Source organism: Enemella evansiae (genome assembly GCF_002250705.1).
Classification (GTDB): domain Bacteria; phylum Actinomycetota; class Actinomycetes; order Propionibacteriales; family Propionibacteriaceae; genus Enemella; species Enemella evansiae.
Genome location: NZ_NMVP01000036.1, coordinates 96,322 through 122,188, shown reverse-complemented (window position 1 = coordinate 122,188; position 25,867 = coordinate 96,322). Strand labels below are relative to the sequence as shown.

General features: G+C 68.8%; 30 protein-coding genes. 22 read left to right on the top strand and 8 right to left on the bottom strand.

Annotation, left to right across the window (positions count from 1 at the left end; genetic code table 11):
* Positions 1-14: 14 nt before the first annotated feature.
* The gene (locus BI335_RS18680; protein WP_094432762.1) at positions 15-299 is read right to left on the bottom strand and encodes a zinc ribbon domain-containing protein; all 285 of its coding nucleotides are present in this window, start codon (positions 297-299) and stop codon (positions 15-17) included.
* Positions 300-357: 58 nt separating this feature from the next.
* Here BI335_RS18680 and BI335_RS18675 point away from each other — a divergent pair, with 58 nt between their 5' ends.
* A complete protein-coding gene (locus BI335_RS18675) occupies positions 358-1,074 on the top strand; it encodes a trimeric intracellular cation channel family protein (protein WP_094432759.1) in 717 nt (238 codons plus the stop codon).
* A gap of 1 nt (position 1,075) precedes the next feature.
* Here the strand turns inward: BI335_RS18675 and BI335_RS18670 are convergent, their stop codons facing one another.
* Both BI335_RS18670 and BI335_RS18665 read right to left on the bottom strand, forming a co-directional pair.
* The gene (locus tag BI335_RS18670) at positions 1,076-1,672 is read right to left on the bottom strand and encodes a bifunctional 4-hydroxy-2-oxoglutarate aldolase/2-dehydro-3-deoxy-phosphogluconate aldolase (protein ID WP_094432757.1); all 597 of its coding nucleotides are present in this window, start codon (positions 1,670-1,672) and stop codon (positions 1,076-1,078) included.
* Positions 1,669-2,709, bottom strand: coding sequence for a sugar kinase (locus tag BI335_RS18665; protein ID WP_094432755.1), 1,041 nt, complete (start codon positions 2,707-2,709; stop codon positions 1,669-1,671). Before BI335_RS18665 ends, BI335_RS18670 begins: the two co-directional genes overlap by 4 nt.
* A gap of 166 nt (positions 2,710-2,875) precedes the next feature.
* On the opposite strand from BI335_RS18665, the gene BI335_RS18660 reads away from it, so the two are divergent.
* Positions 2,876-3,085 carry a DUF6458 family protein gene (locus BI335_RS18660; RefSeq protein ID WP_094404663.1) on the top strand — a complete coding sequence of 70 codons (210 nt, stop codon included), beginning with the start codon at positions 2,876-2,878 and terminating at the stop codon, positions 3,083-3,085.
* Positions 3,086-3,175: 90 nt separating this feature from the next.
* Here BI335_RS18660 and BI335_RS18655 read toward each other — a convergent pair whose 3' ends face one another.
* The 3 genes from BI335_RS18655 to BI335_RS18645 all read right to left on the bottom strand — a co-directional run bounded on the left by BI335_RS18655 (position 3,176) and on the right by BI335_RS18645 (position 5,850).
* On the bottom strand, positions 3,176-3,904 hold the full coding sequence (locus BI335_RS18655) for a DoxX family protein (protein WP_094404664.1): 729 nt from the start codon (positions 3,902-3,904) through the stop codon (positions 3,176-3,178).
* 201 nt (positions 3,905-4,105) lie between these two features.
* Positions 4,106-4,738, bottom strand: coding sequence for an IclR family transcriptional regulator (locus BI335_RS18650; RefSeq protein ID WP_172421954.1), 633 nt, complete (start codon positions 4,736-4,738; stop codon positions 4,106-4,108).
* Positions 4,735-5,850 (bottom strand): FAD-dependent monooxygenase, encoded by a 1,116-nt coding sequence (locus BI335_RS18645; RefSeq protein WP_094404668.1) that lies wholly within the window; start codon positions 5,848-5,850, stop codon positions 4,735-4,737. Before BI335_RS18645 ends, BI335_RS18650 begins: the two co-directional genes overlap by 4 nt.
* A 225-nt stretch (positions 5,851-6,075) precedes the next feature.
* Between BI335_RS18645 and BI335_RS18640 the strand changes: the two genes are divergently transcribed.
* From BI335_RS18640 to BI335_RS18560, 17 genes are all read left to right on the top strand, one after another.
* Complete coding sequence (locus BI335_RS18640) at positions 6,076-7,044, top strand: ABC transporter substrate-binding protein (RefSeq protein WP_094404670.1); 969 nt, start codon at positions 6,076-6,078, stop codon at positions 7,042-7,044.
* Between the two features lie 28 nt (positions 7,045-7,072).
* Entirely contained in the window at positions 7,073-7,861 is a 789-nt protein-coding gene (locus BI335_RS18635) for an ABC transporter permease (protein WP_094404736.1), read from the top strand.
* A complete protein-coding gene (locus tag BI335_RS18630; RefSeq protein ID WP_229117663.1) occupies positions 7,858-8,790 on the top strand; it encodes an ABC transporter permease in 933 nt (310 codons plus the stop codon). Before BI335_RS18635 ends, BI335_RS18630 begins: the two co-directional genes overlap by 4 nt.
* 7 nt (positions 8,791-8,797) lie before the next feature.
* Entirely contained in the window at positions 8,798-9,625 is an 828-nt protein-coding gene (locus BI335_RS18625; RefSeq protein WP_094432753.1) for an ABC transporter ATP-binding protein, read from the top strand.
* Positions 9,622-10,416, top strand: a complete 795-nt coding sequence (locus BI335_RS18620) for an aspartate dehydrogenase domain-containing protein (RefSeq protein WP_094404673.1) — start codon at positions 9,622-9,624, stop codon at positions 10,414-10,416. Before BI335_RS18625 ends, BI335_RS18620 begins: the two co-directional genes overlap by 4 nt.
* Positions 10,417-10,567: 151 nt before the next feature.
* The gene (locus tag BI335_RS18615; RefSeq protein ID WP_094432874.1) at positions 10,568-12,073 is read left to right on the top strand and encodes an aldehyde dehydrogenase; all 1,506 of its coding nucleotides are present in this window, start codon (positions 10,568-10,570) and stop codon (positions 12,071-12,073) included.
* A 43-nt stretch (positions 12,074-12,116) separates the two neighbouring features.
* Positions 12,117-12,647 carry a cupin domain-containing protein gene (locus BI335_RS18610; RefSeq protein WP_094359413.1) on the top strand — a complete coding sequence of 177 codons (531 nt, stop codon included), beginning with the start codon at positions 12,117-12,119 and terminating at the stop codon, positions 12,645-12,647.
* Between the two features lie 45 nt (positions 12,648-12,692).
* Positions 12,693-13,676, top strand: a complete 984-nt coding sequence (locus tag BI335_RS18605) for a PDR/VanB family oxidoreductase (RefSeq protein WP_094403998.1) — start codon at positions 12,693-12,695, stop codon at positions 13,674-13,676.
* Positions 13,677-13,706: 30 nt separating this feature from the next.
* Positions 13,707-14,714, top strand: a complete 1,008-nt coding sequence (locus BI335_RS18600; RefSeq protein ID WP_094359417.1) for a VOC family protein — start codon at positions 13,707-13,709, stop codon at positions 14,712-14,714.
* A gap of 6 nt (positions 14,715-14,720) precedes the next feature.
* On the top strand, positions 14,721-15,518 hold the full coding sequence (locus tag BI335_RS18595; protein ID WP_094404000.1) for an alpha/beta fold hydrolase: 798 nt from the start codon (positions 14,721-14,723) through the stop codon (positions 15,516-15,518).
* Complete coding sequence (locus BI335_RS18590; protein ID WP_094360047.1) at positions 15,511-16,254, top strand: 3-oxoacyl-ACP reductase family protein; 744 nt, start codon at positions 15,511-15,513, stop codon at positions 16,252-16,254. Before BI335_RS18595 ends, BI335_RS18590 begins: the two co-directional genes overlap by 8 nt.
* Before the next feature lie 8 nt (positions 16,255-16,262).
* Positions 16,263-17,054, top strand: a complete 792-nt coding sequence (locus BI335_RS18585; protein WP_094359421.1) for an SDR family oxidoreductase — start codon at positions 16,263-16,265, stop codon at positions 17,052-17,054.
* 29 nt (positions 17,055-17,083) lie between these two features.
* Positions 17,084-18,772: a thiamine pyrophosphate-binding protein gene (locus BI335_RS18580; RefSeq protein WP_229117664.1), complete on the top strand. Its 1,689-nt coding sequence runs from the start codon at positions 17,084-17,086 to the stop codon at positions 18,770-18,772.
* Positions 18,769-19,290: an alpha/beta fold hydrolase gene (locus BI335_RS18575; RefSeq protein WP_094404676.1), complete on the top strand. Its 522-nt coding sequence runs from the start codon at positions 18,769-18,771 to the stop codon at positions 19,288-19,290. Before BI335_RS18580 ends, BI335_RS18575 begins: the two co-directional genes overlap by 4 nt.
* A 37-nt stretch (positions 19,291-19,327) precedes the next feature.
* The gene (locus tag BI335_RS18570) at positions 19,328-19,546 is read left to right on the top strand and encodes a recombinase-like helix-turn-helix domain-containing protein (protein WP_094404677.1); all 219 of its coding nucleotides are present in this window, start codon (positions 19,328-19,330) and stop codon (positions 19,544-19,546) included.
* A 1-nt stretch (position 19,547) separates the two neighbouring features.
* Entirely contained in the window at positions 19,548-20,660 is a 1,113-nt protein-coding gene (locus BI335_RS18565) for a Rieske 2Fe-2S domain-containing protein (RefSeq protein WP_094404004.1), read from the top strand.
* Positions 20,660-20,986 carry a hypothetical protein gene (locus tag BI335_RS18560; protein WP_094359431.1) on the top strand — a complete coding sequence of 109 codons (327 nt, stop codon included), beginning with the start codon at positions 20,660-20,662 and terminating at the stop codon, positions 20,984-20,986. The genes BI335_RS18565 and BI335_RS18560 overlap by 1 nt, the downstream gene beginning before the upstream one ends.
* Before the next feature lie 2 nt (positions 20,987-20,988).
* Here BI335_RS18560 and BI335_RS18555 read toward each other — a convergent pair whose 3' ends face one another.
* On the bottom strand, positions 20,989-21,525 hold the full coding sequence (locus BI335_RS18555; protein WP_094404678.1) for a MarR family winged helix-turn-helix transcriptional regulator: 537 nt from the start codon (positions 21,523-21,525) through the stop codon (positions 20,989-20,991).
* Between the two features lie 148 nt (positions 21,526-21,673).
* Between BI335_RS18555 and BI335_RS18550 the strand changes: the two genes are divergently transcribed.
* The 3 genes from BI335_RS18550 to BI335_RS18540 are packed head-to-tail and all read left to right on the top strand — an operon-like array spanning position 21,674 to position 23,624.
* Complete coding sequence (locus tag BI335_RS18550; protein ID WP_094359435.1) at positions 21,674-22,270, top strand: biotin transporter BioY; 597 nt, start codon at positions 21,674-21,676, stop codon at positions 22,268-22,270.
* On the top strand, positions 22,267-22,959 hold the full coding sequence (locus BI335_RS18545; protein ID WP_411266700.1) for an energy-coupling factor ABC transporter ATP-binding protein: 693 nt from the start codon (positions 22,267-22,269) through the stop codon (positions 22,957-22,959). The genes BI335_RS18550 and BI335_RS18545 overlap by 4 nt, the downstream gene beginning before the upstream one ends.
* A complete protein-coding gene (locus BI335_RS18540; RefSeq protein ID WP_094404680.1) occupies positions 22,956-23,624 on the top strand; it encodes an energy-coupling factor transporter transmembrane component T family protein in 669 nt (222 codons plus the stop codon). Before BI335_RS18545 ends, BI335_RS18540 begins: the two co-directional genes overlap by 4 nt.
* On the opposite strand, the gene BI335_RS22320 is transcribed toward BI335_RS18540, so the two are convergent.
* On the bottom strand, positions 23,590-25,863 hold the full coding sequence (locus BI335_RS22320) for a VIT and vWA domain-containing protein (RefSeq protein WP_094404681.1): 2,274 nt from the start codon (positions 25,861-25,863) through the stop codon (positions 23,590-23,592). The two genes, BI335_RS18540 and BI335_RS22320, sit on opposite strands and share 35 nt — an antisense overlap.
* Between the last annotated feature and the right edge of the window lie 4 nt (positions 25,864-25,867).

Genomic DNA, 25,867 nt, shown 5'->3' with positions numbered 1-25,867 from the left:
GTGTGCGGGGTCGGTCAGGGCCGGGGGAGCCGTGCGGTCTGCGGGTCGGGCGCGGTACGCGGGCGGGCCGCGGGTCGCCCGGGCGGAGCGGAGACGACAGCCGGATCGCTGGCCGATCGGGCGGTCGCATCGAGGAGCCGGCGGGCGGTCGAGTCGCCGAGATTCAGTCGCGGGGCGCTGAGCAGGCGTACGCCCTCCGCGCCGCATTCGACGCAGGGAGCCGGACCCCTGGACCGGGCGATCGGCAGCAGCGCCTCGAACGGGCCGTGGGTGGGGCAGCGGAACTCGTAGGTCGGCATCCGGGCCTCCTCCTGGTTGGGCTCATCCTGCCACGGCGCCGCGTGCTACAACTGACCGGTGTCCGACGAGCTCGCGCTGGCGTTCCGCATCATCGACCTGGTCGGTGTCGCGCTGAACGGCATCCTGGGTGGCCTGATCGCCCGGCAGCGGCGCTTCGACATCACCGGTTTCGCCGTGCTCGGCATCATTTCCGGGCTCGGTGGCGGGATGATCCGCGACACGCTGCTGCAGGCCGGGCGGCCGGTTGCACTCACCGATCAGAGCTACCTGCTCTGCGCGCTCGCCGGCGCCGCGGTGGCGTACCTGTTGCGGATTCCGGACCGGTTGTGGCGGCGCGCGTTCCCGATCGCGGATGCGCTGGTGCTGGGCATCTGGGCGGTGACCGGTGCCACCAAATCGTTGCAGGCCGGGCTGGGCTGGTTGCCGTCGATGTGCCTGGGCATCACCTCCGCGATCGGCGGCGGGATGATCCGCGACATCGCCGTCGGCAACGTGCCGGAGGTGTTCGGCGGCAATCGATTGTACGCCATCCCGGCGCTGCTCGCGGCGGCGCTGGCGGTCGGCGGTCAGCTGGCCGGCCTGCCGGTGGCGCCGACGATGATCGTCTCGGCGCTCGCCGGTGCCGGCCTTGCCGCGCTCGCGCACTGGCGGGACTGGCGGCTGCCCGTGCACGGCGACGGCACGGTCACCATGACCCGGACCCAGTTGGCCTCGTTGATCCGCCGGGTGGAGCGCCGGTCGCGGCGCCGCCGCGCGGAGAAGCCGGAGGACTAGCTCAGCGGCCGATCAGCTCGGCCAGCAATGGGAGCTGCTGCTCGTCCTCCAGGGCAGAACCGACCGCCACGCAGCGCACCCCCGCCGCCAGGAACTCACCGGCATTGCGGGCGCTCATCCCACCGGTGGCGACGAAGTTCACCTGCGGGAACGGCCCGCGCATCGCCGGGAAGAAATCCTTGCCCAGCAGGCTTGCCGGGAACGCCTTCAGCCAGGTCAGCCCCAACCGGACGGCGTGCTGCACCTCGGTCGCGGTCGCCACACCCGGCAGGTGGGGTACGCCGACCCGTTCGGAGGCCGCGACGACGTCGGCGTCCAGTCCGGGGGCGACGGTGAAGGCGACGCCGAGTTCCTCGCACAGCTCGACCTGGTCGACCGAGGTGACCGTACCGGCGCCGACCGGGCGGCCCTGCTCGCGGCCGGCGGCCAGCACCGCCTCCAGCGACGGCACGGCGTCGGGGGTCTGGATCGGCACCTCGACCATCGAGATGCCCAGCTGCCAGGCGGTCCGGCTGAGCCGGACGCTGCGCTCGGGGTCCATATTGCGGAGGATCGCCATGATCGGCTGATTCTCGAAGAGCTCGTCCAGGGTGGTCACCGGATTTCCTTTCCTCGCAGGATTTCCGCGTCATCGAGTGCACGCGGGTCGATCACGATCTGGTCCCAGCCGTCCTCGGCGTCCGCCAGTTCCCAGAGCACCCGGGCATCCGGCAATGGCGGCGTGTCCGCGGTGGACTGGATGGTCAGCGCGGCCAGCAGGTGGCCCAGCCGGAGCCGCGCGGCGGGCGTACGCCCGGAGAGCAGGGCCGCCAGATAACCGGCCGCGAAGGCGTCCCCGGCGCCGACCACGTCGACCACCCGCAGCGGCAGCGCGGGCTGGAACACGGTCTCCTCGCCCGCCAGGTGCCAGGCGCCGCGGTCGGCGTCCTTGACCACGATGATGCCGGCGTCGGGCAGGGCGGCGCGGACGTCCTCGGCGGTGCCGCTGCCCCAGAGTCGTTCCGCCTCGTCGAGGCCGACCAGCACCACGTCGGCCGCGTTGGCGAGGCGACGCAGCGGCGCGGCGGCCTCCTCGGCGGGCCACAGGCCGGGGCGGTGGTTCACATCGAAGCTGACCAGCGCATCGGGCAGTGCCCGGTCGATGACCACGGTCGCGGCCAGGTCGGCCATCTGATTGGAGAGCACGGCGTTGATGCCGCTCAGGTGGATCAAGGCTGGTTCGCCCAGGCCCGGCAGCATCTCGGGGTTGAGGGCGCTGGCCGCGGAACCCCTGCGGTAGTAGAGGACGCTGCTGCGCTCACCGACGCGGTCCTTGAACATCACGCCGGTGGGTCGCTCGGGGTCGACGTCGACATGGTCGAGGCCGACGCCGCGGGAGCCATAGAAGTCCAGGATGCGTTGGCCCAGGGGGTCGGCGCCGATCCGGCTGAGCCACTGGGTGCCGATGCCGAGGTGGGCCAACCCGCAGGCGACATTCCCCTCGGCGCCGGCGACGTGCAGTTCGGTCTCGGTGGCCTCGATCAGCGACTGCCCGGCCGGCGGGGTGAGCAGGGTCATCGATTCCCCGATGCACACCACCTGCCCGTTCCGATCGGGATGCTCGGCTGTCGTCGCGCTCCAGTCCGTGGTCGTCATCCGTTCCGTCGTCGCTCCTGCCCTGACCTCCGGCCGGGGCTCGTCCCGACCGATGCGCGGCACCATCGTAGCGATCGGTGCTCCGCGCGCTTCCGGGCGTTCCGCGGGTCGTCATGTCTACAATCAGGGCCTCTGGGCTGTCCTGCCCGCGAAAGGAGTGTGCGACATGCGTGCTGCTCGATTGGGCGGTCCGATCGCCCTGATCGTCATCGGTCTGGTGCTGGCGCTGGCCATCCGGGATTCGATCAGCGGGGTGGACCTGGTGATGATCGGCTGGATCGCCGCCGGTGCCGGGGCCGTGTGGCTGCTGCTGGAGCTCGTGATGAACCGCCCGCGGTCCACGCGGACCCGCGAGGTCTACCGCGACGACGTCTGAGCCTTTCCCGTCCAGACAGGCGATCGCCCCGGGCCGATGCGGTCCGGGGCGATCGTCGTGTGCGGCGGTCAGGTCCCGCTGCGGGTGCGCTCAGGCGCGCTTCTCGGCGCGTCGTTCCGCACGGTCCTGGAGGCGCTTGCCGAGCACCAACCGATCGACGGAGAACCGGCCGCCGCCGGTGAAGAACAGGGTGAGTCCGATGAGCGCGAAGAGCAGCGCCGGTTCACCCTGCAGGCCACCCGAGCTGGTCAGTGGGGTGCTCAGGTTCGGCAGCAGGTGCATCAGCAGCCAGACCGTGGTCATGCTGATCGCCAGCAGCAGGCCGGAGATGCGGGTCAGGATGCCGAGGAACAGAGCGATCGGCAGGGCGACCTCGGCCGCGATCTGCAGCAGGGCGACCAGATCCGGTGCGGGCGCACCGATCGTGGTCTGGGCCACGGTGTTGCGGAAGCCGGAGAAGTTGCCGAGCTTGCTGAGCCCGTGGGTCAGCACCAGCAGGGCGGCCACCCGCAGCACCAGGATCCCGAGATCGGTGGTTCGGCGGTTGTTCGCCCGGGTCAGTTCGAGTTCGGTGAATGCCTGGCGGCGGTCCCAGCTGTCGTCACGGAGTTGTTCGGTCGACCGGCTGGTCTGCGGTGCCGTCCTATCGGAGGCACCGCTCGCGGCGCCGACCCGGGACGCTCCCGCGGGGGTGTCGGATCTCGTGCTGTCGGTGGTGCCGGCGGTCGCCGACTGGTCGGTCGCGACACCCGACCTGTCGGTGCGGGTGGGCTTGGTCCTGTCGTCGCTCACGGCGTCCTTCTCGGGATTCGATGCCATGGTAGGGAATCCTTCTCTGGAGGGCGGCCCGGGGGATTCCGGGGTGTCTGGGTGGGCAGTCTACTGGGTGATGAAAACTGTGATTCCGGTCTCTGGATCGCGCGAATCCCTTAGCTGACAGGGTTTCCGGTGTTATAGCGCCTGCGCGGCAGGGTGTGACCCGTTCCGAGATTCCATGGTGAAGAATCCGGAACCATCGAATCATCCCAAACGTGCGCTGATGTCCTGCGCTGCAACCAGAAGCACTGGTTCGATCCGATCGGCAACAGCGTCCACCCCTGCTTGCGGACCGGCCACGCTGATGGCGCCCACGAACTCACCGCGATGCCGGATGCCGATGGCCGCGGCGCCGACGCCCGACTCCAGACCCGACCGGCTCCAGGCGACTTCCTCCGCCATCCCCAGCAGGATGCGCCCGGGTGCCACCTGGACAGCGGGAACCCGGCTGCCGACGCCGATATTGCTGACCAGTGGGGCATCGGGGAGGTGCTGCTGCAGATACACCGCGTCCTCACCGTCCAGGATGACCAGATAGGTGGACAACCCCAGGTCGGCGGCGACCGAGGGTAGCGTCACCGCTGCGGCGCCGGTGAGATCGCCATCGCCGATCACGGCCGCCGCGAGGCGCAGCATCCGGCCGCCGAAGCGGGTGCCGGCCGGACTCGGGGCCAGCACCCCGGCGGTGTGGAAGGTGTCCAGGAGTCGGCCCAGGGTGGCCCGACTGATTCCGGTCTCGCGGGACGCCTCGCTCAGGTTGTCGGTATTGCCACCGGCCGCCAGCCAGTCCAACAGGTCCAGTGCCCGCAGCACCGGGGTCACCAGCTGGTCGCTCACACCGCCACCTCCCACGCGTCATAGCCATACACCCAGTCGGCGTTGCCGCCCTCCCGCAGCCAGGCGTTGCCACGGGACCCCAACTGGATTCTCGCGGTGCGCTCTCTTCGTGCTGCCTGGTAGCGGTGCAGCGCTTCGGCCGGTTCGAACCTGGCCAGTGTCCTGGCCAGGACCACTGCGTCCTCGATCGCCTGGCCGGCGCCCTGTGCCATGAACGGCATCATCGGATGGGCGGCGTCCCCGAGCAGGGTGACCCGCTCAGTTCCCCAACAGGGCAGGGGATCGCGGACGTGCAGTGCCGAGGTCAGCACCTCATCGCAGGCGTCCAGAAGGGCCCGCGCCTGCGGGTGGAAGGCGGCGTACGCCTCGCGCAGCTCCTCGATCCGACCGGGAGTGGTCCAGGACTCCTCCGACCAGCTGGACCGCGGCACGGTGGCGAAGATGAACAGCTCGCCACGACCCAGCGGGAAGGTCACGATCTGCACGGCCGGGTCGGTGCCCCACCACTTGGTGAAGCAGTCCAGGTCCGGCAACCCCGCGAGTCGATCGATCGGTACCACCGCGCGATACGCCACCACGCCCGTGAAGGTGGGATGCTCCGCACCGAGGAGGGTGGTACGCACGGCTGAATGGATGCCGTCAGCACCCACGGTGACATCCGCCTCCGCACTGCTGCCGTCAGCGAAATCCAATGTCTGAAGGGAATCCTGCGATCGAAGGTCGACGAGGCGATGCCCGAGCGAGATCTCGGTGGAACCCGATGCGCCGACTGCGTCCTCGAGCACGGTCATCAGATCACCGCGGTGCAGGGTGAGCTGGGGTGCGCCGTAGGTCTGTTCCGCTGCTTCTGACATCGGTAGGCGTGACGTCTCCTCGCCGGTGCGACCGTCCCTGCTGATCCGGAAGGCGGGCCTGGCCGCGGTCTGGCGCAGTTGCTCACCGATGCCCAACTGGTCCAGCGCGCGCACCGCATTCGGGGTGAGGTTGATGTCCGCTCCGACCCGGGTGAAGGCTCGAGCCTGCTCGAACACCGTGCTGGTGAGGCCCAGCCGATTGAGTGCCAGGGCCAGGGTGAGGCCGCCGATACCGGCGCCGTTGATCGCGATCCGCATTGATCTGCTCCGATCGGGCTGTTCAAAGATGAAAGGTATAGCCAAATATGAACACTCCTCGCGGAGTGCCGTCAACCCCTGGCTCGGATCCGAGGCCCAGAAATTCTTCGGCAGACCTTGACCCTCGGGCGACCCCGTGTTCAAAATAGCTTGCAACAAAAATGTTGAGCGCAAAGGTAATGGGGCCACGGGCCGCCTCGCGCTCCCTGGCGGTGGAGGACTCCGATGAAGAAGTTGACGTCCATGGTGGTGGCCGGGGTGGCGGTGCTGTCGCTGGCACTCACCGGGTGCGGCGGGTCGGGCACGGCTTCGGCCGGCGGGGACGGGAAGCCCGAGAAGACCGATCTGAAGGTCGGTTCGTTGCCGCTGGCCGACTATGCCGCGCTCTACTGGGCCAAGGACAAGGGCTTCTTCGCCAAGGAGGGCCTCAATGTGGAGATCGTCGCGGTGCAGGGTGGGCCGGTCGGTATCCAGAAGGTCGCCTCGGGAGAGCTGGACATGACCAACTCGACTCCGTTCGGCACCTCGATGGCAGCCAACTCGGGGCTACCGATCAAGACCGTGGTGCTGACCAGTGCGCTCGCCGACAACGGGTTGGGAGTCTTCGTCAACCCCGATTCCCCGATCCGATCGATGGCCGACCTGAACGGCAGAAGCCTCGGGATCAACACCACCAAGAACATGGGTGATATCACCTTCAACAACCTGGCTCGATCCAAGGGGCTCGACGTCAAGCCCAACTGGGTGGAGGTGCCCTTCCCCGAGATGGTCAAGGGTGTGCAGGCGGGATCCATCGAGGCCGGTTACCTGCCCGAGCCTTTCGCCTCCGCGGCTCGCAACGCCGGTCTGCGTCAGATCGCCGATCTGACCGAGGGGCCCAATCGTGGGCTGGCCGGCTCCGACTACGTGGCCAGTGAGAAGTTCATCAGGTCGAACCCCGGCAGCACCGCTGCCTTCGCTCGGGCGATGTATGCGGCCGGAGCCGACCTGAAGGCCAACGAGTCCGCTCAGCGGGAATGGCTGCCCGGTGTGGCCAAACTCGATCCCGCGGTGGCGAAGAACATGCCGTTGCCCAAGTACTACGACTCCTTCCAGTCCGCTGACTACGCCAAGGCTGTCGAGATCCTCAAGCAGCAGGGTCTGGTCAAGCCCGACTACAAGGCTGAGGACCACGCCTGGCAGCCCGCGGTCTGATCCCGCCCGATCGCCGAAAGGGGCCATGATGAATCTGCTGCACGCGCCGTACAACCGCAATCGCCAGATCGTGCTCGGGGTGGTCGGTGTGCTCGGAACCACCGCGGTGACCGAGCTGCTGCTGCGTACCGTGATCTCCAAACCGGGTCTGCCGATCCCCAGTCAGGTGCTCGGCGGCACGGGGGTGCTGATGTCGGACGCCGAGTTCTGGTCGGCTGTCGGATTCACCATCGCCGAATGGATGCTGGGCCTGTTGCTGGCCGCGGTCGCGGGTGTCCTGCTCGGCGCGGCGATGGGGGCCAGCCGGATGGTGCTGATCGCCTTCGAACTTCCGGTGGAGTGCTTCCGGGTGCTGCCCTCGATCGCCCTCGGCCCGATCCTGGTGCTGCTGCTCGGTTCGGGAATGCTGCCGCTGTCGATCACCGTCGCACTCGCCTGCGTCTGGCCGATCCTGCTGAACACCATGTACGGCGTCCGCTCCACCGACAGCACCGCGGTGCAGACCGCACGATCGTTCGGGATCTCCGAGTTGGGAATCCTGCGCCGGGTCACGCTGCCCTCGGCCCTGCCCTTCGCGTTCACCGGCATCCGGATCGCCGCCTCGATCGGTCTGATCGTCGCTGTGTCGGCGGAACTGCTGATCGGTTCCGGCACCGGGATCGGTGGCTACATCCTGCAGAACAGTGCCAATGCCGCGAATCTGGACCTGGTGTACGCCGCCACCCTGGTTGCCGGCCTGCTGGGGGTGGCGGTGAGCCTGCTGATGGCCGCCCTGGACAACGGAGTCTTCGGTTGGAAGAAGGGACTGGCCCAGTGACCTCACTCAATCATGAAGAAGTCACGGTCGACCACGAGGTCGGATCGATCGCCGAGACCGAGGCGGATGCGGATCGGGCCGCGGTGCAGACGTCGGGGGAGTCGGCGGCTCGAGGTCGGCGTCGTCGCGGGGTTCCGCTGATCACGCGGATCGGGCTGCGGTTGGTGGTGCCGATCGTGATTCTGCTCGGTTGGTACGCCCTCTCGCAGTCCGAGGCGGGTGGATTGTTCGTGCCGACTCCGATGGATGCTTTCGCCAGGTGTGCAGAGATGTTCCTCAGCGCCGACCCGCGACAGTTCTTCCTGGGTGAAGCCACTTGGACCCACTTCTTCCCCAGCGTGGGCCGCGCCCTGGCCGGTCTGGGGCTCGCCATCGCGATCGGTGTCGGGGTGGGGGTCCTGCTCGGCATCTTCCCCCTGCTCGCTGCGCTGTTCCAGCCGTTGATCCATCTCGGCCGATCGCTGCCGAGCCCGGCTCTGCTCGGCGTCTTCTTCTTCCTGTTCGGAATCGGGGATGCGCCGAAGATCTTCCTGATCGCGTTCAGCGTGGTCTGGCCGATCCTGTTCAACACCATCGACGGCGTCCAGTCGGTGGGGGAGACCAGGGCCCAGGCGGCAGCCATCTTCCGGATTCCGGCACGGCTGGTGCTGAGTCACATCGTGCTGCCCGGTGCGGCCCCCAAGATCTTCGCCGGAATCCGTACCGCGATGGCGATGTCCCTGATCCTGATGATCATCTCCGAACTGCAGAAGTCCGAGAATGGCTTGGGCTACCTGCTCATCTCCACCCAGCGCAACTTCGACTACTCCGGTTTCTGGGCGGTCCTGATCGTGCTGGCGGCGCTCGGCGTGGCGATGAACTGCATCTTCTTGTTGATCGAACGCCGGGTGCTCGCCTGGCATCGAGGAGCGACGGAACAGAATGACTGAGACAACCATGACCCAATCGAATGACCAGACCTCCGCGCCGATCGCGGTGGAACAGCCAGAACTCCAGCTGCAGCAGGTTTCCAAACGCTACGGTGACAATCTGGCGGTGCGGAACATCAGCTGTTCCGTCCCGGCCCATCAGGTCAGTGTGATCGTCGGCCCGTCCGGCTGCGGCAAGTCGACCCTGCTACGAATCATCAGCGGACTGGACAGCCCCACCGAGGGCACGGTCACCTTCGAGGGGGCACCGGTCAATGGTGTACCGGCCGGTCTCGCGATGGTGTTCCAGGACTATTCGCGGTCGCTGTATCCGTGGCTGCGGGTGGACAAGAACATCGCCTTCCCGCTGTCCGGGTTGCCGGTCGCCGAGCGTGACCAGCGCGTCACGGAGGCGATCGAAGCCGTCGGACTGTCCGGACGGGAGAAGCTGTATCCCTGGCAGATGTCGGGCGGCATGCAGCAGCGCGTCGCGATCGCCCGCGCACTGGCCTCCCGGCCGAAGCTCCTGCTGATGGATGAGCCGTACGCCTCGGTGGATGCCCAGACCCGGGCTGACCTGGAGGATCTGCTGCTGAGAATCCAACGACAGTTGGGAATCACGGTGCTGGTCGTCACCCATGACATCGATGAATCGGTGTACCTCGCCGATCACATCATCGTCCTCTCCACCCCGCCGAGCGTGGTTGCCGAGACGATCGAGGTCGACCTGCCGCATCCGCGTAATCATTTCACGACGAAGACCGATCCACGGTTCGTCGAGATCCGCGGCCATGTGACGCAGCTGCTGCGCCATACCCAGCTCAGCCAGGGGTCGGCCGAGGCCGAACCGGCATGAACCAGCCAATGCGCGTGGTGGTGCTCGGTCACGGGGTGATCGGCTCGGTGGTGGCGGCCGAGTTGGCCGCCGGTGCGGTACCCGGTGCCGCACTGGGCGCCGTCGTGAGCCGCTCGCCGGTGGCCGACCCACCCGCGCCACAGCTCGACCTGACCGCGGCACTGGGTGATGCGGATCTGGTTGTGGAGTGTGCCGGGCAACCGGTGGTGCACCAGGTCATCGATCAGGTCGTCGGCTCGGGGGTCGACCTGCTCGTCACCTCGGTGGGGGCCTGTCTGGATCCTCGCCTGGCCGGTCGGCTGGCCGCGCTCGGTCCCGGTCGCGTGCACGCCACCCACGGGGCCGTCGGTGGTCTGGATCTGCTGGCCTCCGCCCGCCGCGCAGCCCCCTTCGAGAGGGTGCTGATGCATACCACCAAGCGTCCGGCCACGCTGGTCCGGGATTGGATGCCGGCCGACCAGGTCCGCGCCATCACCGGTGCGCAACGGCCTGTCCAGGTCTTTGCCGGTACGCCGGTCGAGGCCGTCCGGTTGTTTCCCGACTCGCTCAATATCGTGGCCGGTGTGGCCCTGGCGATCGGTGGTCCGCAGCAGCTCACGGTCGAGCTGTGCGCCGACCCCGATGCGACCTCGAGCACGCACCGGATCGAAGCGGTCGGGCCCCTCGGCGAGTACACCTTCGAGATGCGGCACCGACCCAGTGCGCGCAATCCGCGCAGCAGTGCCATCACGCCCTACTCGGTGCTGCACACGGTCGCCGCGCTGACCGCCTCCCCGCCACCGGTGTTGTGAAGGAACGGCAAGAAGCATGACGAAAAGCCTTGACGAAAAATATCTTAGCGCTCAGACTTATTCCATCGACGAAAGCGAGGCAGATGCGATGGACACCGAGCTTGTCACCGCCACCATGAATGGCGGGCGACCGCGGGTTGCGGGTCACGCCATGGCCGCGGAACTGCTTCGCGATGAGATCCTGGTCGGCGGCCACTGGCGACGCGGCACGGGTCCGGTGATCGAGTCGGTCAATCCGGCGACGGGCAGCGTCTTCGCCACCCTGACGGCCGCGACGCCCGAGGATGTGGACGAGGCCGTCACCGCTGGGTTGCGGGCGGTGTCGGCGTCCGGCTGGGCCGAGAAACTGCCGCATGAACGGGCACTGGTGTTGCGCCGGATCGGTGATGCCATCGATGAGCACAGCGCCGAGATCGGCGCCCTGCAGACCATGGACACGGGCAAGACCCTGTCCGAGACCACGGCACTGGCCCGCAGCGCCGCCGGCACCTTCCGCTACGTTGCCGCCGCTCTGGAGACCCTGGAGGAAGCGATCACTCCCCGCCGAGGATCGGCGCTCACGCTCTCCACCTGGGAACCGATGGGTGTGGTCGGCGCGATCACCCCATGGAACTCACCGATCGCCTCCGATGCTCAGAAGATCGCTCCCGCACTGGCCGCCGGCAATGCGGTGGTGGCGAAGCCACCCGTCTGGGCGCCCTGGGTCACCCTCCAGCTCGCCCGGATCGCCGAGGCCGCCGGGTTGCCGACCGGTCTGCTCTCGGTGCTGCCCGGCCCGGGGCGGACCGTCGGTGAGGCACTGGTCGCCCATCCGCAGATCAGCAAGGTCAGCTTCACCGGTGGCACCGACACCGGCCGACACCTGGCCGGAGTGGCCGCGCAGAAGCTGATGCCGGTCACCCTCGAGCTCGGTGGCAAGTCGCCGACGATCGTCTTCGAGGATGCCGACCTGACCCAGGCGGTGGCCGGCCTGCTCTACGGCATCTTCTCCTCCAGCGGGCAGAGTTGCATCGCCGGTTCCCGGATCTTCGTGCAGCGCGGGGTCGAGGAGGAGCTGGTACGCCGGCTCGCCGAAGCGACCGCGCAGCTGACCGTGGGCCCCGGTTCCGACCCGCGCACCCAGGTCGCGCCACTGATCACCCACAGCCACCGCGACCGGGTCGCGGAGATGGTGCAGCGGGCCGTCGACGACGGGGCCCGACTGCTCGTCGGCGGCGCCCCGCCGAGCGATCCCGAGCTGGCTGCGGGGGCGTACTATCTGCCCACAATCCTCACTGACGTGAAGAATTCGGACTGGATCTGCCAGGAGGAGATCTTCGGTCCGGTGGCGGTGCTGCTCACCTTCGACGACGAGGAGGACCTGGTGCGACAGGCCAACGACACGATCTTCGGACTGGCCAGTGGGATCTGGACCAGTGACTACCGACGGGCCTGGCGAATCGCCCGCCGGATCCAGGCGGGCACCGTCTTTGTCAACACCTACAAGCAGTTCTCGATCTCGACACCCTTCTCGGGCCGGCACGCGAGCGGGCTCGGCGTCGAGAAAGGGCGTGAGGGCATTCGCTCCTACATGCATCAGAAGTCGATCTTCATCGACACCTCGGGGGAGCCGCTGCCCTGGGCGGCGGACCAGGCGCGCGCCAGTGACGCCGGCTGACTCCCCGCCTTCGAATCCGCACGACAACAGAGAGGAATCAATCATGACCGAACAGACCGAGACCAGGAACGCCAGCGGCCAGGACCTGGAGCAGCTGATCGACTCCTGCATCGCCACCCGGGAGACCCGGTTCGAGGACTGGGACGCGTTGGGTTTCCAGGCCGATGCCGGGGGTGACCGTTTCCGCCGTGCCCAGATCCGCTACCTCGGTTCCGGCGCCACCGGAAACTTCGATGACGACAATCGGATCATCCCTTCGGAGCATTTCACCTTCTCCAACATGCGGCTCCCCGCCGGCGCGGTCGGCCCCGAGCACACCCACCACGATGTCGAGGAGGCCTTCTTCGTGCTGGAGGGCGAGCTCGACGTCTCGGTCCACGATGTCGAAGACGGTCACAAGAAGGCGACCCGGCGACTCGGCTATCGCGACCTGATCGTGGTCCCGGCCGGGGTGCCCCGCAGCCTGTCCAACGTCGGAGACACCGACGCCCTGTTCTGCGTGATCATCGGCACCAGGAAGCCGCAGTTGCCGAGCTACCCGCCCAGCTCGGAGATGTACGGGGTCAGCCGCTGACCCGAACCCCGGCACGCGCAACCCGATACGAGAGGAGGAGGAACCATGGAGAGCGGGAGCATCGACGAGCGGCGCACCCTTCGCGTCTTCCAGAAGCGCTGGGAGGCGACTGGCATCACCAGTATCACCCTGGTCGATCCGGCCGGCCGCCCGCTGCCCGGCTGGCAACCCGGGGCGCATCTGGCGCTGCACCTGCCGAACGGCATGGTCCGCGAGTACTCACTGTGTTCCGACCCGGCCGATGATCGGCAGTGGACGGTGGCGGTGCTGCGGACCGTGGACTCCCGCGGAGGCAGCAGCCTGATCCACGACCAGCTGCCGATCGGGGCGGAGATCGAGGTCGAAGGTCCCCGCAATGCCTTCCGGTTGGAGAACGCGGACGCCACGACTCCGGTGAAGCACTACCTGATCGCCGGTGGGATCGGAATCACCCCGATCATCGCGATGGCCCGCGAGCTCAACAGCCGCGGTGCCGACTGGGCGCTGCTCTACACCGGTCGGAGCCGGCCGCAGCTGGCGTTCCTGGACGAGGTCGAAGGCCTGCCGTCCGAACGGGTGCACGTGCACATCGACGACGAGGTCGGCCGCTTCCCCGACCTGACCGCGCTGCTGTCGGCGCAGGATCCCCAGACGATCGTCTACTGCTGCGGTCCCGGTCCGCTCATGGATGCGGTGGCCGACGCGATGCCGGTCCCCGCGAATCTCCGCCTGGAGCGATTCCAGGCACCCACACGCGAGGTCGACCCGGACGCCGAGCAGGACCGGGCCTTCGACGTGGTGCTGCACAGCACCGGTGCCCGGTTCCCGGTCGCGGCGGACGAGTCGATCCTCGATGCCCTCGGTGCGGCCGGTGTCGACGTGCCATCCTCATGTCTGGAGGGAATCTGTGGCACCTGTGAGACCGGTGTCATCTCCGGCGAGCTGGATCACCGGGACTTCCTGCTCACCGATGAGGAGAAGGAATCCGGGGAAACCATGTGCCTGTGCGTGTCCCGCTGCCGCGGATCCGAACTGGTGCTCGACCTGTGAAGCACACCGACCGACTGCGAAGGAGGAGATATGCACTACAGCGATGAACCGGTCGTCCGGCTCCGAGGCCTGCGATCGGTGACCCTGCAGGTCCCGGACCCCGTGCTCAGCAAGGATTTCTACCACCAGGTGTGGGGGCTCGGGATCAGCGAATCCGACGACCGGTGCTTCTGGTTGCGGGGGACCGGGCAGGAACACCACATCCTCAAACTGCAGCAGGGCACCCAGAACGCCATGGGCGGGGTCACCTTCGCGGTCGGCACGCCGCGCGAGGTCGATGAAGCGGCGCGCCGCCTGGAGAGCATCGGCGTTCCGCTGCTCCGCACCCCTGGCCGGCATGACGAGGCGGCCGGCGGCTACTCCTGCGCTCTGGTCGATCCCGAGGGGCGGGTCATCGAACTGGCCGCCGATGTCAATGCGGTGGTGCACCAGGACGCCAACGGTTATCCCTCGGTGCCACGGCAGCTGGCCCACGTCGTCCTCAACACCACCGACATCGACGCCGCCACCGCCTTCTACACCCAGGTGCTCGGGATGCGGATCTCCGACTGGTCGGAGCATCAGATGGCCTTCCTCCGATGCACACCCAAGCATCACGTGATCGCGTTCAACCAGGCGCCGTGGGCGTCGATCAACCATGTGGCCTACGAACTCACCTCGATCGACCACTTCATGCGCGGGATCGGCAACCTGAAGGTGCACGGGATCGAACCACAGTGGGGTCCCGGGCGGCATGGGCCGGGCAACAACACCTTCTCCTACTTCACCGATCCGGCCGAACTGGTGTGCGAGTACACCTCCGAGGTCGAGGAGATCAACGAGGACACCTGGCTCTGCCGCACCTGGCGGCGTACCCCCGAACTGTCGGACCAGTGGCGCACTGCCGGGCCGCCGGGGGCCGAGGTCCGTCAGGCGATGGCCGGGGTCGCCGACCGGGGAGCGCGCGATCGGGTGTCCGCGCGGGAGGGATACTTCCTGGCTGATCTCAACGATGCGGTGGAGACGCCACAGCAGCGCGCGGTGAGCGGGAGGTTCTGATCCCCGATGGCCTGCACTCGCATCCAGCTCGACACCGGCATCAGCCTGGTGGTGGCGCGTCCCCATGGCGCGCCGACCCGTCGGGTGCTCCTGCTGCACGGGATCGGCGGGAACGCCCGCTCCTGTTCCGAGGCTGCCGAACTGCTGTCTGCACAGGGAATCGAAGCCTATGCCTGGGACGCTCCGGGGTACGGCGAATCGGCCGATCCGAGCGGTCCGGTGGACCATCCCGGTGAGGTTCTCGCGGCAGTCGACGAGCTTGGACTGGACCAGGTGGATCTCTTCGGCACATCGTGGGGTGGGGTGATCGCCACCCAGGTGGCGGCCCGGGCGCCGGAACGGGTGCGCAGTCTGGTCCTGGCGGACTCGACGAGGGGTTCGGCCACCAGTCCCGAGCAGGCCGCCGGGATGGCGGCACGGGTGACCGCGTTGACGGAGCTGGGTGCGGCGGAGTTCGCCGCCACGCGAGCGCCCCGGCTGGTCTCAGCCAGTGCACCGGCCTCGGTGGGACAGCAGGTGCGCGAGGTGATGGCCACGGTGCGACCCCCCGGATACCGGTCAGCTGCGGAGTTCATGGCCCGCACCGACAACACCGCGCTGCTGCGGGAACTGCGGACGCCCACCCTGGTCGTGGTCGGCGCCGATGACGTGGTCACCGGGGTCGCCGAATCCCGCCTGCTGGCCGAGCTGGTGCCCGGGGCAAGCTTCGAGGTGATCCCCGAGGCCGGACACAGCGCGGTCACCGAGCGGCCGGAGGAGCTGGTACGCGTGCTCACCGCGTTCTGGGGTGTGCTCGATGACTGAGTCGCGACTGGTCGTGGTGACCGGCGGGGCCCGCGGACTGGGCCGGGCCATCGTCGAGGCGTTCCCGGAGGACCGGGTCGTGATCGGTGACCTGCGCATCGAACTCGCCGAGCAGACCGCGGCCGAGCTGCGCACCGCCGGACAGCAGGTGTCGGCCCATCCGCTGGACATCGCCGACACCGGTTCGGTCCGCGCATTCGCCGCCCACGTGGCAGAACTCGGTGGCGCGCAGGTGCTGGTGAACAACGCCGCGAAGGCCGACGGGGTCGGCGGGGACACGTTCTGGGAGCTCGAGGACCAGAGTTTCGACCAGCTGCTCCGCATCAACGCGACCGGCACCTGGCTGGTCAGCAAACATCTGGTCCGGCCGATGCTGGAACGCCGCAGCGGTGTCATCATCAACCTCGCCTCCGATGCCGCCTACTACGGCTCGCCACGACTGGTCCACTACGTCGCTTCCAAGGGTGCGGTGCTGGCGATGACCCGGACCATGGCCCGTGACGCCGGGCCGCACGGCATCCGGGTCAATGCGGTGGCGCCCGGTCTCACCCGGGTGGAGGCCACCGAATCGGTCCCGGCCGACCGCTACGCCCTCTATGCCGATCACCGCGCCCTGGACCGGGACCAGGTGCCCGGTGACGTCGCGTCGGTGGTCGCCTTCCTGGCCTCCGACGCGGCCAGCTATCTGACCGGACAGACCATCGTCGTCGACGGTGGCTTCGTGATGCCGACCTAGGAGAACTGATGGACCTGCAGCTCAGCGGTCGCACGGTGCTGGTCACCGGTGCCAGCTCGGGTGTCGGCCTGGCCACCACCGAGTTCCTGCTCGCCGAGGGTGCGCAGGTGATCGCCGGCGCCCGCGATCTGCGACGTCTGACGGCGGCCGTCGAGGCCCTGCCGGGTGCCGAGCGGGCCCTGCCGCTGTCTTGCGACGTCACCGCGCGCGACCAGGTGGAAACCACTGTGCAGCGGGGAATCCAGCACTTCGGCGCGCTGGATGGCCTGGTCTGCAACGCCGGCCGCTCGCTGATGTCGACGCTGACCGATGCGAGTGATGACGACATCCGGGAGGAGTTCGAGCTGAAGATCTTCGGTGCCTGGAACGTGATCCGTGCCGCTCGACCCCAGCTCGCCGCATCCGACGTCGGAGCCGTCGTCAACGTCAATGCGATTCTCGCCAGGCAACCGGAGACCAGGCTGGCGGTCACCTCGGCGGCCCGCGCGGGACTGCTCAACCTCACCCGCTCGATGGCCGCCGAACTCGCCGCCGACGGGATCCGGGTCAACTCGGTCTGCCTGGGGCTGATCGACACCGGTCAGTGGCGCCGCCGCTTCGAGGAGTACGCCGGTGCTGGTGGCGAACTCGACTACCAGCAGTGGAGCGCCGACCTGGCCACCGACCGCGGTATCACCCTGGGGCGCCTGGGGACCGCGGCCGAGGTGGCGTATCCGATCGTCACCCTGCTCTCACCGCTGGCCAGCTACATCACCGGGACAAGCATCGACGTAGGAGGCGGGGTGACCAGGCAGCCATGACCACGATCACCACCAGACAAGGAGATCTCGTGAACGCAGCACAACGCGGGACGGGCGGTGACGTGCTGGTCCGGGTACTGCGCCGGCACGGGATCGACACCGCATTCGGTGTCATCAGCATCCACAACCTGCCATTGGTCGAAGCGCTGGCCCGCGACCTGCAGTTCGTCGAGATGCGGCACGAGGCGGCCTGCGTGAACGCTGCCGACGCCTATGCCCGGGCGACCGGCAAGGTGGGCGTGGCGATCACCTCCACCGGCACCGGGGCCGGCAACGCCGCCGGATCGATGGTCGAGGCGCTGACCGCGGGCAGCCGGGTGCTGCACCTGACCGGCCAGATCGAGAGCGAGTGGATCGGCAGCAACCAGGGTGTGATCCACGAGGTGCCGCATCAGTTGGAGATGCTCCGAGCGGTGTCCAAGCACGCCGCCTCCATCGATACGGCCGAGACGGTCGAGGCGACGCTGGAGGCCGCGTTCGCGCAGATCCTCACCGCGCCCCAGGGTCCGGTCTCGGTGGAGTGGCCCACCGATCTGCAGTACCTCGCCCGGCCGGAGGCACAGCTTCCCTGCGCCTCCGGTGCGGTGAGCGAACCACCCCTTCCCGGTGGCGCGGAGCTCGATGCCGCTGCTGAGTTGATCGCCGGCGCCCGGCGCCCGCTGCTCTGGATCGGGGGAGGAGCGGCCGGGGCCGGAACCGAACTGACCGAACTGCTGCGGCGTACCGGAGCCGGAGTGCTGACCAGCAACTCCGGTCGGGCCATCGTGCCCGAGGACCATCCGCAGGTGGTCGGCAACTTCGCGTCGACGACCCACGGTGCGGAACTGCTCGCCGAGGCCGACCTGCTGCTCAGCGTCGGCACCCACTTCCGGTCCAACGAGACCCGCACCTACCACCTCACCCTGCCGGCCGCGCACGTCGGCATCAACATCGATCGGCGGGCGCTCACCCGTCCCTACCCGGCGAGCCACGGGCTCGTCGGTGATGCGCGGGCGATCCTCGCCGCGCTGCTGGAGCGAGTCGATGAATCGGCCACCGCGTCGCAGTGGACCGAGCAGGTCGCCGGGATCCGCCGGACGGTACGGCAGAATCTCTTCGAACAGATCGGCGGTTATGCCGAGATCTGTCGAGAGCTGCGCGACCAGCTGCCCAGGGAGGCGGTGATCGCGCGCGATGTCACGATTCCCTCGTCCCAATGGGGAAACCGGCTGCTCGAGTTGTACACCCGCGAGTCGAACATCTTCCCGCTCGGCGGTGGCATCGGCCAGGGTCTCGCGATGGGAATCGGTGCCGCGGTCGGACGACCCGAGGTGCCCACTGTGGTCTTCGCCGGTGACGGTGGGCTGGCGGTTCATCTCGGCGAGCTCGCCTCGCTCAGCGGGACCGGCGCCCGGTGCATCGTCGTGGTGTTCAACGACGCCGGCTATGGAGTGCTCCGAAACATGCAGCAGGCCAACGGTCTGGACCGGTCAGGCGTGGATCTCTTCACCCCGGACTTCGAAGCACTGGCGGCCTCGATGCGGTTGCCCTACTGGCGGACCGGCGCTCCGGGCACCTTCGGCCCCGCGCTCACCGCGGCGCTCAGCAGCGGTGGCCCCGCCCTGATCGAGGTGCAGGTGGAGACCCTCGCCCCGGCGCCGCAGCCGTTCACGCCACCGGTGCACATTCCCCAGCCACCCAAGGACAATCCGGCGACCACGGACGGAGGACGAGGATGAGGCTCACCGATGAACTGGCACACGAGGTGGTGTACGCCGCCGCGGAGCAGGAGAGCGCCGTGGGTGAAGGATTCCGGTGGATCGGTACGCCAGATCAGGCCGACGCCGGACAGTTCCGCGACACCGTGTCCAACGAGCTCGGCCGGGCTCCCGTTCACCTGATCGCCAGCGGGCTCGACGCCGAGGGCGCCCTGTCCTTCGCTGCTGAGGAAGGCGATCGGCTGGTCAGCCTGGTGCTGATCGATCCGCAGGTCGACGAATCGAACCCGGACTACTGGGAGCTGCTCGGCCGGGTGCACGTGCCCAGCCTGGTGATCGCCGCCGCCCCGGAGCCGAACAGCCCGGTCGCCCAGGCCCAGTCGGTGGCCGGCGGCATCGAGAACGGAGTGTTCGTGATCATCGACGGGATCACTGCACCCAGCCACCGTTCCCGCCCGGCCTCCTTCGTCGAGTGGGGCGGGGCGTTCATGGTCATCGCCGAAGGTCTCGCGGCCGACCGGCTGCCCGATCACACCTGAAATCCCGCTAGTCCGGACGAGAATCTGAGGAGGACCGATGTCCGCGCAATATCTGGATGCACACCAGACCCATCCCGAACCGTTCAGCCCTTACGAGGTGAAGCTGTCCGGCGCCATCATGGAGGTCTTTGCCCGGGGGACCCATGATCTGCCCGGTCTGGTCAAAGGCCTCAACGACCTCGGACTGCACGGCCCCGGTGGCCGTCCCTGGACCGAGGACACCTTCCGCGACGAGATGCGACAACTGGGGAACTGAGATGACTGCCACCGCCACACCGAACACCGCCGGAGCGAACACCGGCAACGATGCCGCGCAGCGGCCGAAGAGCCGACCCAGGAAGGCCGCCGGCACGCGGCGTACCCTCACCGCGGAAGAGATCTCCGCGAACGGACTGCGCAATCGCTGGTACCCGATCCTCCCGTCCCGAATGGTCGCCGCGGGCAGCATGACCAAGGTCACCCGACTGGGGGTGGACTGGTTGCTCTTCCGCGACAGCGAGGGAGTGGTGCGGATGCTGGAGGACCGCTGCCCGCACCGCAGCGCCCCGCTCTCGGTCGGCCAACATCTGGGTGATCGGATCGCCTGCCGCTATCACGGCGTGCAGGTCGACGGCACCGGCACCGTCGTCTCGGTGCCGGGGATGCCCGGTTGTGCCCTCGAGGGCCGGCAGGCGACCCTCTCCCTCGAGGTGGTCGAGGCCGCCGATGTGATCTTCGCCTTCGTGCCGTTGACCGCCGAGGACGAACCGACCGAGTTCAGCCTCCCCGACCGGTTGGCCGATGACGAGGTGTCATGGTTCCTCAACTACGCCGAATGGGCGGGGCCCTGGCGGTTCTACATGGACAACGTGCTCGACCCGATGCACGGCGCCTTCCTGCACCGGGACTCCCACTCGATGTTCGGCGGTGACACCTCCGCCCGATTCCGGATCCGGGAGACCGATCGCGGATTCTTCTTCGAGAAGACCGATCAGCGCGGGGTGAACTTCGACTGGGTCGAGTTCATCAGGGGAGCCACCGACCACGTCGATCTGGAGATCCCGTACGCCGCGAATGCCGGCCCCGGTGGGGTTTTCGGGATCGTGGGCATGGCGGTACCGGTGGATGAGAACAATGTCTGCGTCTTCCACTGGCGGACCCGGCGGGTGCAGGGCTGGGAGCGGGAGGTGTGGCGATTCCTCTACCGCACGCGGCTCGAGGCCAGGCACTGGGAGGTGCTGGAGCAGGATCGGACGGTGCTGGAGGCACTTGCCGCCGACGCCGATGCCGAGGAGAACCTCTACCAGCACGACCTGGGCGTCTCCCGGATCCGGCGGCTCTACAAGGCCGATGCGAAAGCTCAGGCGAAGGTGCTGGCCGGGGAGCAGTGATGGGCGATGATCGGTTGCTCCTGACGATCCTGCTCCGCCACGACCAGTCCCAGAATCTCGAACAACTGCAGCGAAAGCTGGACGACCGGGACTGGTGGCGCGGGTTCCCACCGGAGGGGTGCGAGATCGTCTCCTGGGTGGTCGCGGCGGGAGTGGGTCAGATCGTCAGCCTGCGCCTGCCCGCCGCTCTGCTTCCGGCGGTGAACGTCGAACTGGAGCGGCGGGCCTGGGGTGTCTTCCGGACAGAGTGCTGGCCGAGCTACGACTTCCTGCCGGTCCGGGAAAGGCTCACCCGCGAAGCCGAAGAGCGCCGCGCGGCCGGGTGAGGTCAGGCCTCGCGGGGCTCCAGACCGGGTGCTGCGGCGTGCAGTGAGGCCTCCAGCAGCGACAACTGATCGGCCAGATCGTCCTGGGCGCGCGGCGTCAGGCCGTCGAGCATCCGGGCGAGGTTGGCGAAGTGCTCGTCGGCGACCCGATCGACGAGCTCGCGCCCCGCGTCGGTGAGCTGGACGTGCACCACCCTGTTGTCCACGGTGTCCCGAGTCCGGCGCACCAGGCCGGCGGCCTCCAGCTTGCGTACCCGCAGGGTCAGGCCTCCGGTGGTCACCAAGGTCTGGTGGGCCAGATCACCGGCACTCATCCGGAACTCCGGGGCGCGGCGCAGTGCGGCCATTACGTCGAAGCCGGCGACATTGGTGCCGAGCTCCTCGAACCGGTCCGCGATCTGCTCGCGATAGAGCAGGAAACTGCGGTGCAGCCGCCCGAAGACCTCCATCGCGGAGACATCCAGACCGGGCCGGGTGACCGCCCAGGCCGCGATGATCTCGTCGACCGTGTCCGGCCGCCGGCCGTTGCGCTTGCTCATGGTTCTCCCGGGGTGCTGATTGCCATCAGGATAAGAATATTAGCACTAAGATATTCGCACCGGGGCTCGGATGGACCTTCGGTGAGCACCGGTCTATGCTGCCCGGAGCAATCGAATCTGAACACTGTTCAATACCCGTGGGAGTGGCATGTCCGAGCGCACCAGCAGCACCACCGATCTCGCCCTGGTGGCCGTCTTCGCGGCCCTGGTGTCGGTGCTCTCGCTGATCCCGGCGATCAATGTCGGCGTCGGCGTACCGATCACGCTGCAGACCCTCGGGGTGGCTCTTGCCGGGTTGGTGCTCGGTCCCTGGCGCGGGTTCACCGCGGTGCTGCTCTATCTGGTCGTCGGCCTGATCGGGCTCCCGGTCTTCGCCGGCGGGGCCGCCGGTATCGGTTCGCTGGGCAAGCCGTCGGCGGGATATCTGCTGTCCTTCCCGATCGCCGCCCTGGTCGCCGGACTGCTCGCCCGCGCGCTGCTGCGGACCCGGTTGCCGATGCTGCTCGCCCTCTTCCTGGCCGGGTTCGGCGCCAGCATCCTGATCGTGCACCCGGCCGGAATCCTCGGCCTGATGGCGAATGCGGGCATGAGCCTGGACAAGGCGATCCTCACCGACCTCGTCTTCTGGCCCGGCGACATCGTCAAGAACGTGCTCGCCGCCGCCATCACCGCCACCGTCTTCCGAGCCTTCCCGGCGCTGCGCGTGGGGCGGCGGCGTACGCCCCGCGAGCAACCCGTCACGTGAGCCTGCTCCGGCTGACCGGGGCCGGGGTCCGGGTCGAGGGGGACAGCGGCCCGAAAATCCTGCTGCACCCCTGCGACCTCACCCTCACCGAGCAGCGGATCGCGGTCATCGGTGCCAACGGATCCGGAAAGTCCACCCTGTTGCGGCTCTTCAACGGCCTGATCGCACCGACCACCGGCACGGTCACCGTCGACGGGTTGGACACCGTCAGACAGGGCCGGGCTGTACGCCGGCGAGTGGGCTTCGTGTTCACCGATCCGCTGGCCCAGCTGGTGATGTCCACCCCGATCGAGGACATCGAACTCAGCCTGCGCCGCACCCACCGTCGCCGCGCCGACCGGGAGCAGGCGGCCCTGCAGCGACTCCGCGACCGTGGCCTGGAATCCCTTGCCAGACAGTCGATCTACGACCTGTCCGGGGGAGAGCGGCAACTGGTCGCCCTGACCTCGGTGCTCGCCACCGAACCGGAGATCATCGTCGCCGACGAACCGACCACGCTGCTCGACCTGCGGCACCGGCGCCTGCTCGCCGAGGCCTTCGCCGCACTCGACCAGCAGCTGGTGCTCGCCACCCACGACCTCGACCTGGCCGCCGAGATGGAGCGGGTGCTGGTGGTGGATCGGGCCCGGATCTGCTTCGACGGGGTGCCCGCGGAGGCCATCGCCCACTACCGGGAGCTGATGGCATGAGCCGCGTCGAACTGTTCGGGCTCTACCGCCCCGGCGACTCCTGGGTGCACCGGATGCCGGTGGCGGCCAAGTTCGCGATCATGTTCGCACTCTCATTGAGCGGTCTGATCCTGCGGCAGTGGCCGGTTTCGCTTGCCGCACTGGCATTCTCGGTGGTCCTGCTGCTCAGCAGCCGGCTCGGGGTGCGTCGCTGCCTGGTGCTGCCGCCGGTCTTCTGGGTGATGATCGCGCTGCTGGTCGGCTACCAGGTCATCTGGGGCAGCGTGGCCACCGCGATCGTCGTGGTCGCCAATCTGCTGCTCTGTGTGTACGCCGCCCGAATGCTGGTGCTGACCACCCCGGCGCCGGTGCTGCTCGATGCCCTGGTCGCAGCCGCCCGGCCCCTGCGGGTGGTCGGCGTCGACCCCGAACGGGTCGGCCTGGCCGCCGGGATCATGCTGCGCAGCATCCCGCACCTGCTCGCGTCCTTCGACGAGGTGCGCGATGCCGCGCGGGCCCGCGGTCTGGACCGCAACCTGTTGGCCCGGGTCTCCCCGGTCGTCGTCCAGGCGGTGGCGTACGCCCACGCCACCGGTGAGGCGCTGGCGGCCCGCGGCCTCGGCGAGACCGAGCCCGTGGGCCCCGATGACCTCAACGACCGGCGTCGGGCAGCTCCGCCCCGGTGATCTCGCGCCACAACCGGCGTACCTCCTCCGCCCGCTCCGGCAACCCGGCCACCGCCTGCACCAGTTCCGCCGGCGCCCCGACCGACTCCAGGTCCGAGACCAGCTCGGCCTGTGCCCGCCGGCGTACCCACACCGACAACTCGTGCCAGTGCTGCACCAACTCGGCCAACCGGGCGCCGAAAGGCGTCAGATCCAGCGCGGGCATCCCCTGACCGGACTGACCGGCCGCCATCGGGGCGGCCGCCGGCGGTGCGGCGGCCGGGGCGGCCCTGTCCGCGAACAGGGCGCCGGTCCGGCGGGTCCCCGTGACCCGCGGTTCGCAGGCCCGGCTGAACATCACCGGTGCCTGATCCGGTCCGGCGAGCATCGGCGCCGCCGCCCAACCCGCCGGCTGGGCGACCGGCTGCACCACCTGCTGTGCGGCCTCGGTCACCCCACCCGGCCCCACGGCCAACCAGGCGGTGAACGGCGAGAGAATCCCATGGGCCAAGGAGAACTCGGTGATCTCATCGGCACCGATCGACCCCGGATCGGCATCCCGGCGGTCCTGCAGCTCCTGCATCCGCGCCCGCGCCCAACTGTTCCGCAGCACATCGGTCGACTCCGCGATCGGCTGACCGACCTCGGCCGGCCACTCCGCGATCCCCTCGTCGGTCTCGGCCAGCACGGTCACCGACACCGCGCCCAGTTCCGGTTCCCCGGACGCGTGCCACCGCCCGGACAGCACCGCCGGGCCGGCCGGGAACAGGTCGGCCAACCGCGGTACGGTCGCGTCCCGTTCCAGGGTGACCCCCTCGATGGCGACGGTGAGCCCGCGGGCCAGCGGCGCCGCGATCCGACGATGCAACCGGGTGAGCACCTCGTCCAGCTCCGCCTCGGACTCCACCAGGTCGCAGCGCCCACCACCGACGGCCGCCAGTCGGCGGAGGAAGGCGGCGTTGACCGCCTGATCGATGCCCAGGCAGTAGATCCGCACCCCCGTCAATCGCTGGGCGATCACCGACAACAGCTCGGCCTCATTGCCGACCTGGCCGTCGGTGACCAGCACCAGCACGCGTTCGCCGTCGGTGCCCGCCAACAGATCCGCGGCCTGCAGCAGCGGCTCCCGCAGTTCGGTGCCACCGCGCGCCTCGAGTGCCGACAGCCACCGCACCGCCGCGAACCGTTCGTGATCGGTCGCGGCCGTCAGGCCCTCGCCCGGGCGCTCCACGGTGTGGTCGAATCCCAACACGGCAAAGGAATCCGCGCCGCCCAGCGAGTCGATGATCCGGGCCGCGGCACGACGGGCGGCGACCATCTTCCAACCGCTCATGCTGCCCGAGCGATCCAGTGCCAGCACCAACCGTCGCGGGCCGGTCTCGTCCCGAGCACCCTCGGGTGGGGTCACCACCGCCTGCCAGGTGCCCTGGTCGGGATCGTCATGGTCGGCGGTGAGCAGCGCGCGGACCCGCTGCGGGCGGACGCCGAACCGGGCCACCAGATCGGCGTTCAGGTCGATCCCGGGGGCGTTGCGCAGCTCCCACCCCTGATCGGTGTCGAGCACCTCGATGCCCGGCCCGGTCCGGGGCGGCCCGTCGAGCAGTCCGACGGCGTTGATCCGCACCGACACCGCCAGGTCGACACCGGTGCGGCCGGCGATCCGCGGCGGAGTGATCCGGGATCCGTCGGGGACCCGATCGGTGTCGGGGCCGACACCGGTGCCGTGCCGGGTCCCGGCATCGGTACCCGGCAGATAGCGTTCGGCGACCACCAGCGGGATCCGCAGGGCCGCCTCCGCCGCCTCCATGGCGAGTCGGCCGGCCAGTTCGAGGGTGATCGTCGCCTCCTCGCCAGCGGCGAGATTTCCCAGCTGGGCAGTGAAAACGTCACCGCGTTCCTGCTCGACCAGGGCGGCGCGCTGGCCCTCGGCGAGTGCGGCGGCGTAATCGGCGCGAGCCTGGCCGCGCTCGGCGAGCCGCGCGTCGACGTCCCGATCGCCGAGCCGGGCGGTCATCGCGGTGACCGCGACGTGATCGGGCAGCGGGAAGGTGTAGACGGCCTCGATCGGGTGGTCACGATCGTTGCGGAAGGTCTGGGTGATCCGCCAGCTGCCCAGGATCCCGTCCACGGTCCCGGTCAGGCGTACCGACTGCAGCGGCAGCGGACCACCCTCGGGCGCCCACAGCCCGCCGGGCGGCAGGGGTGGGGTGCTGGCCGCCAGCTCGGCCGGAGTCAACTGGGATGGAGTCGCACTGTGCATGACG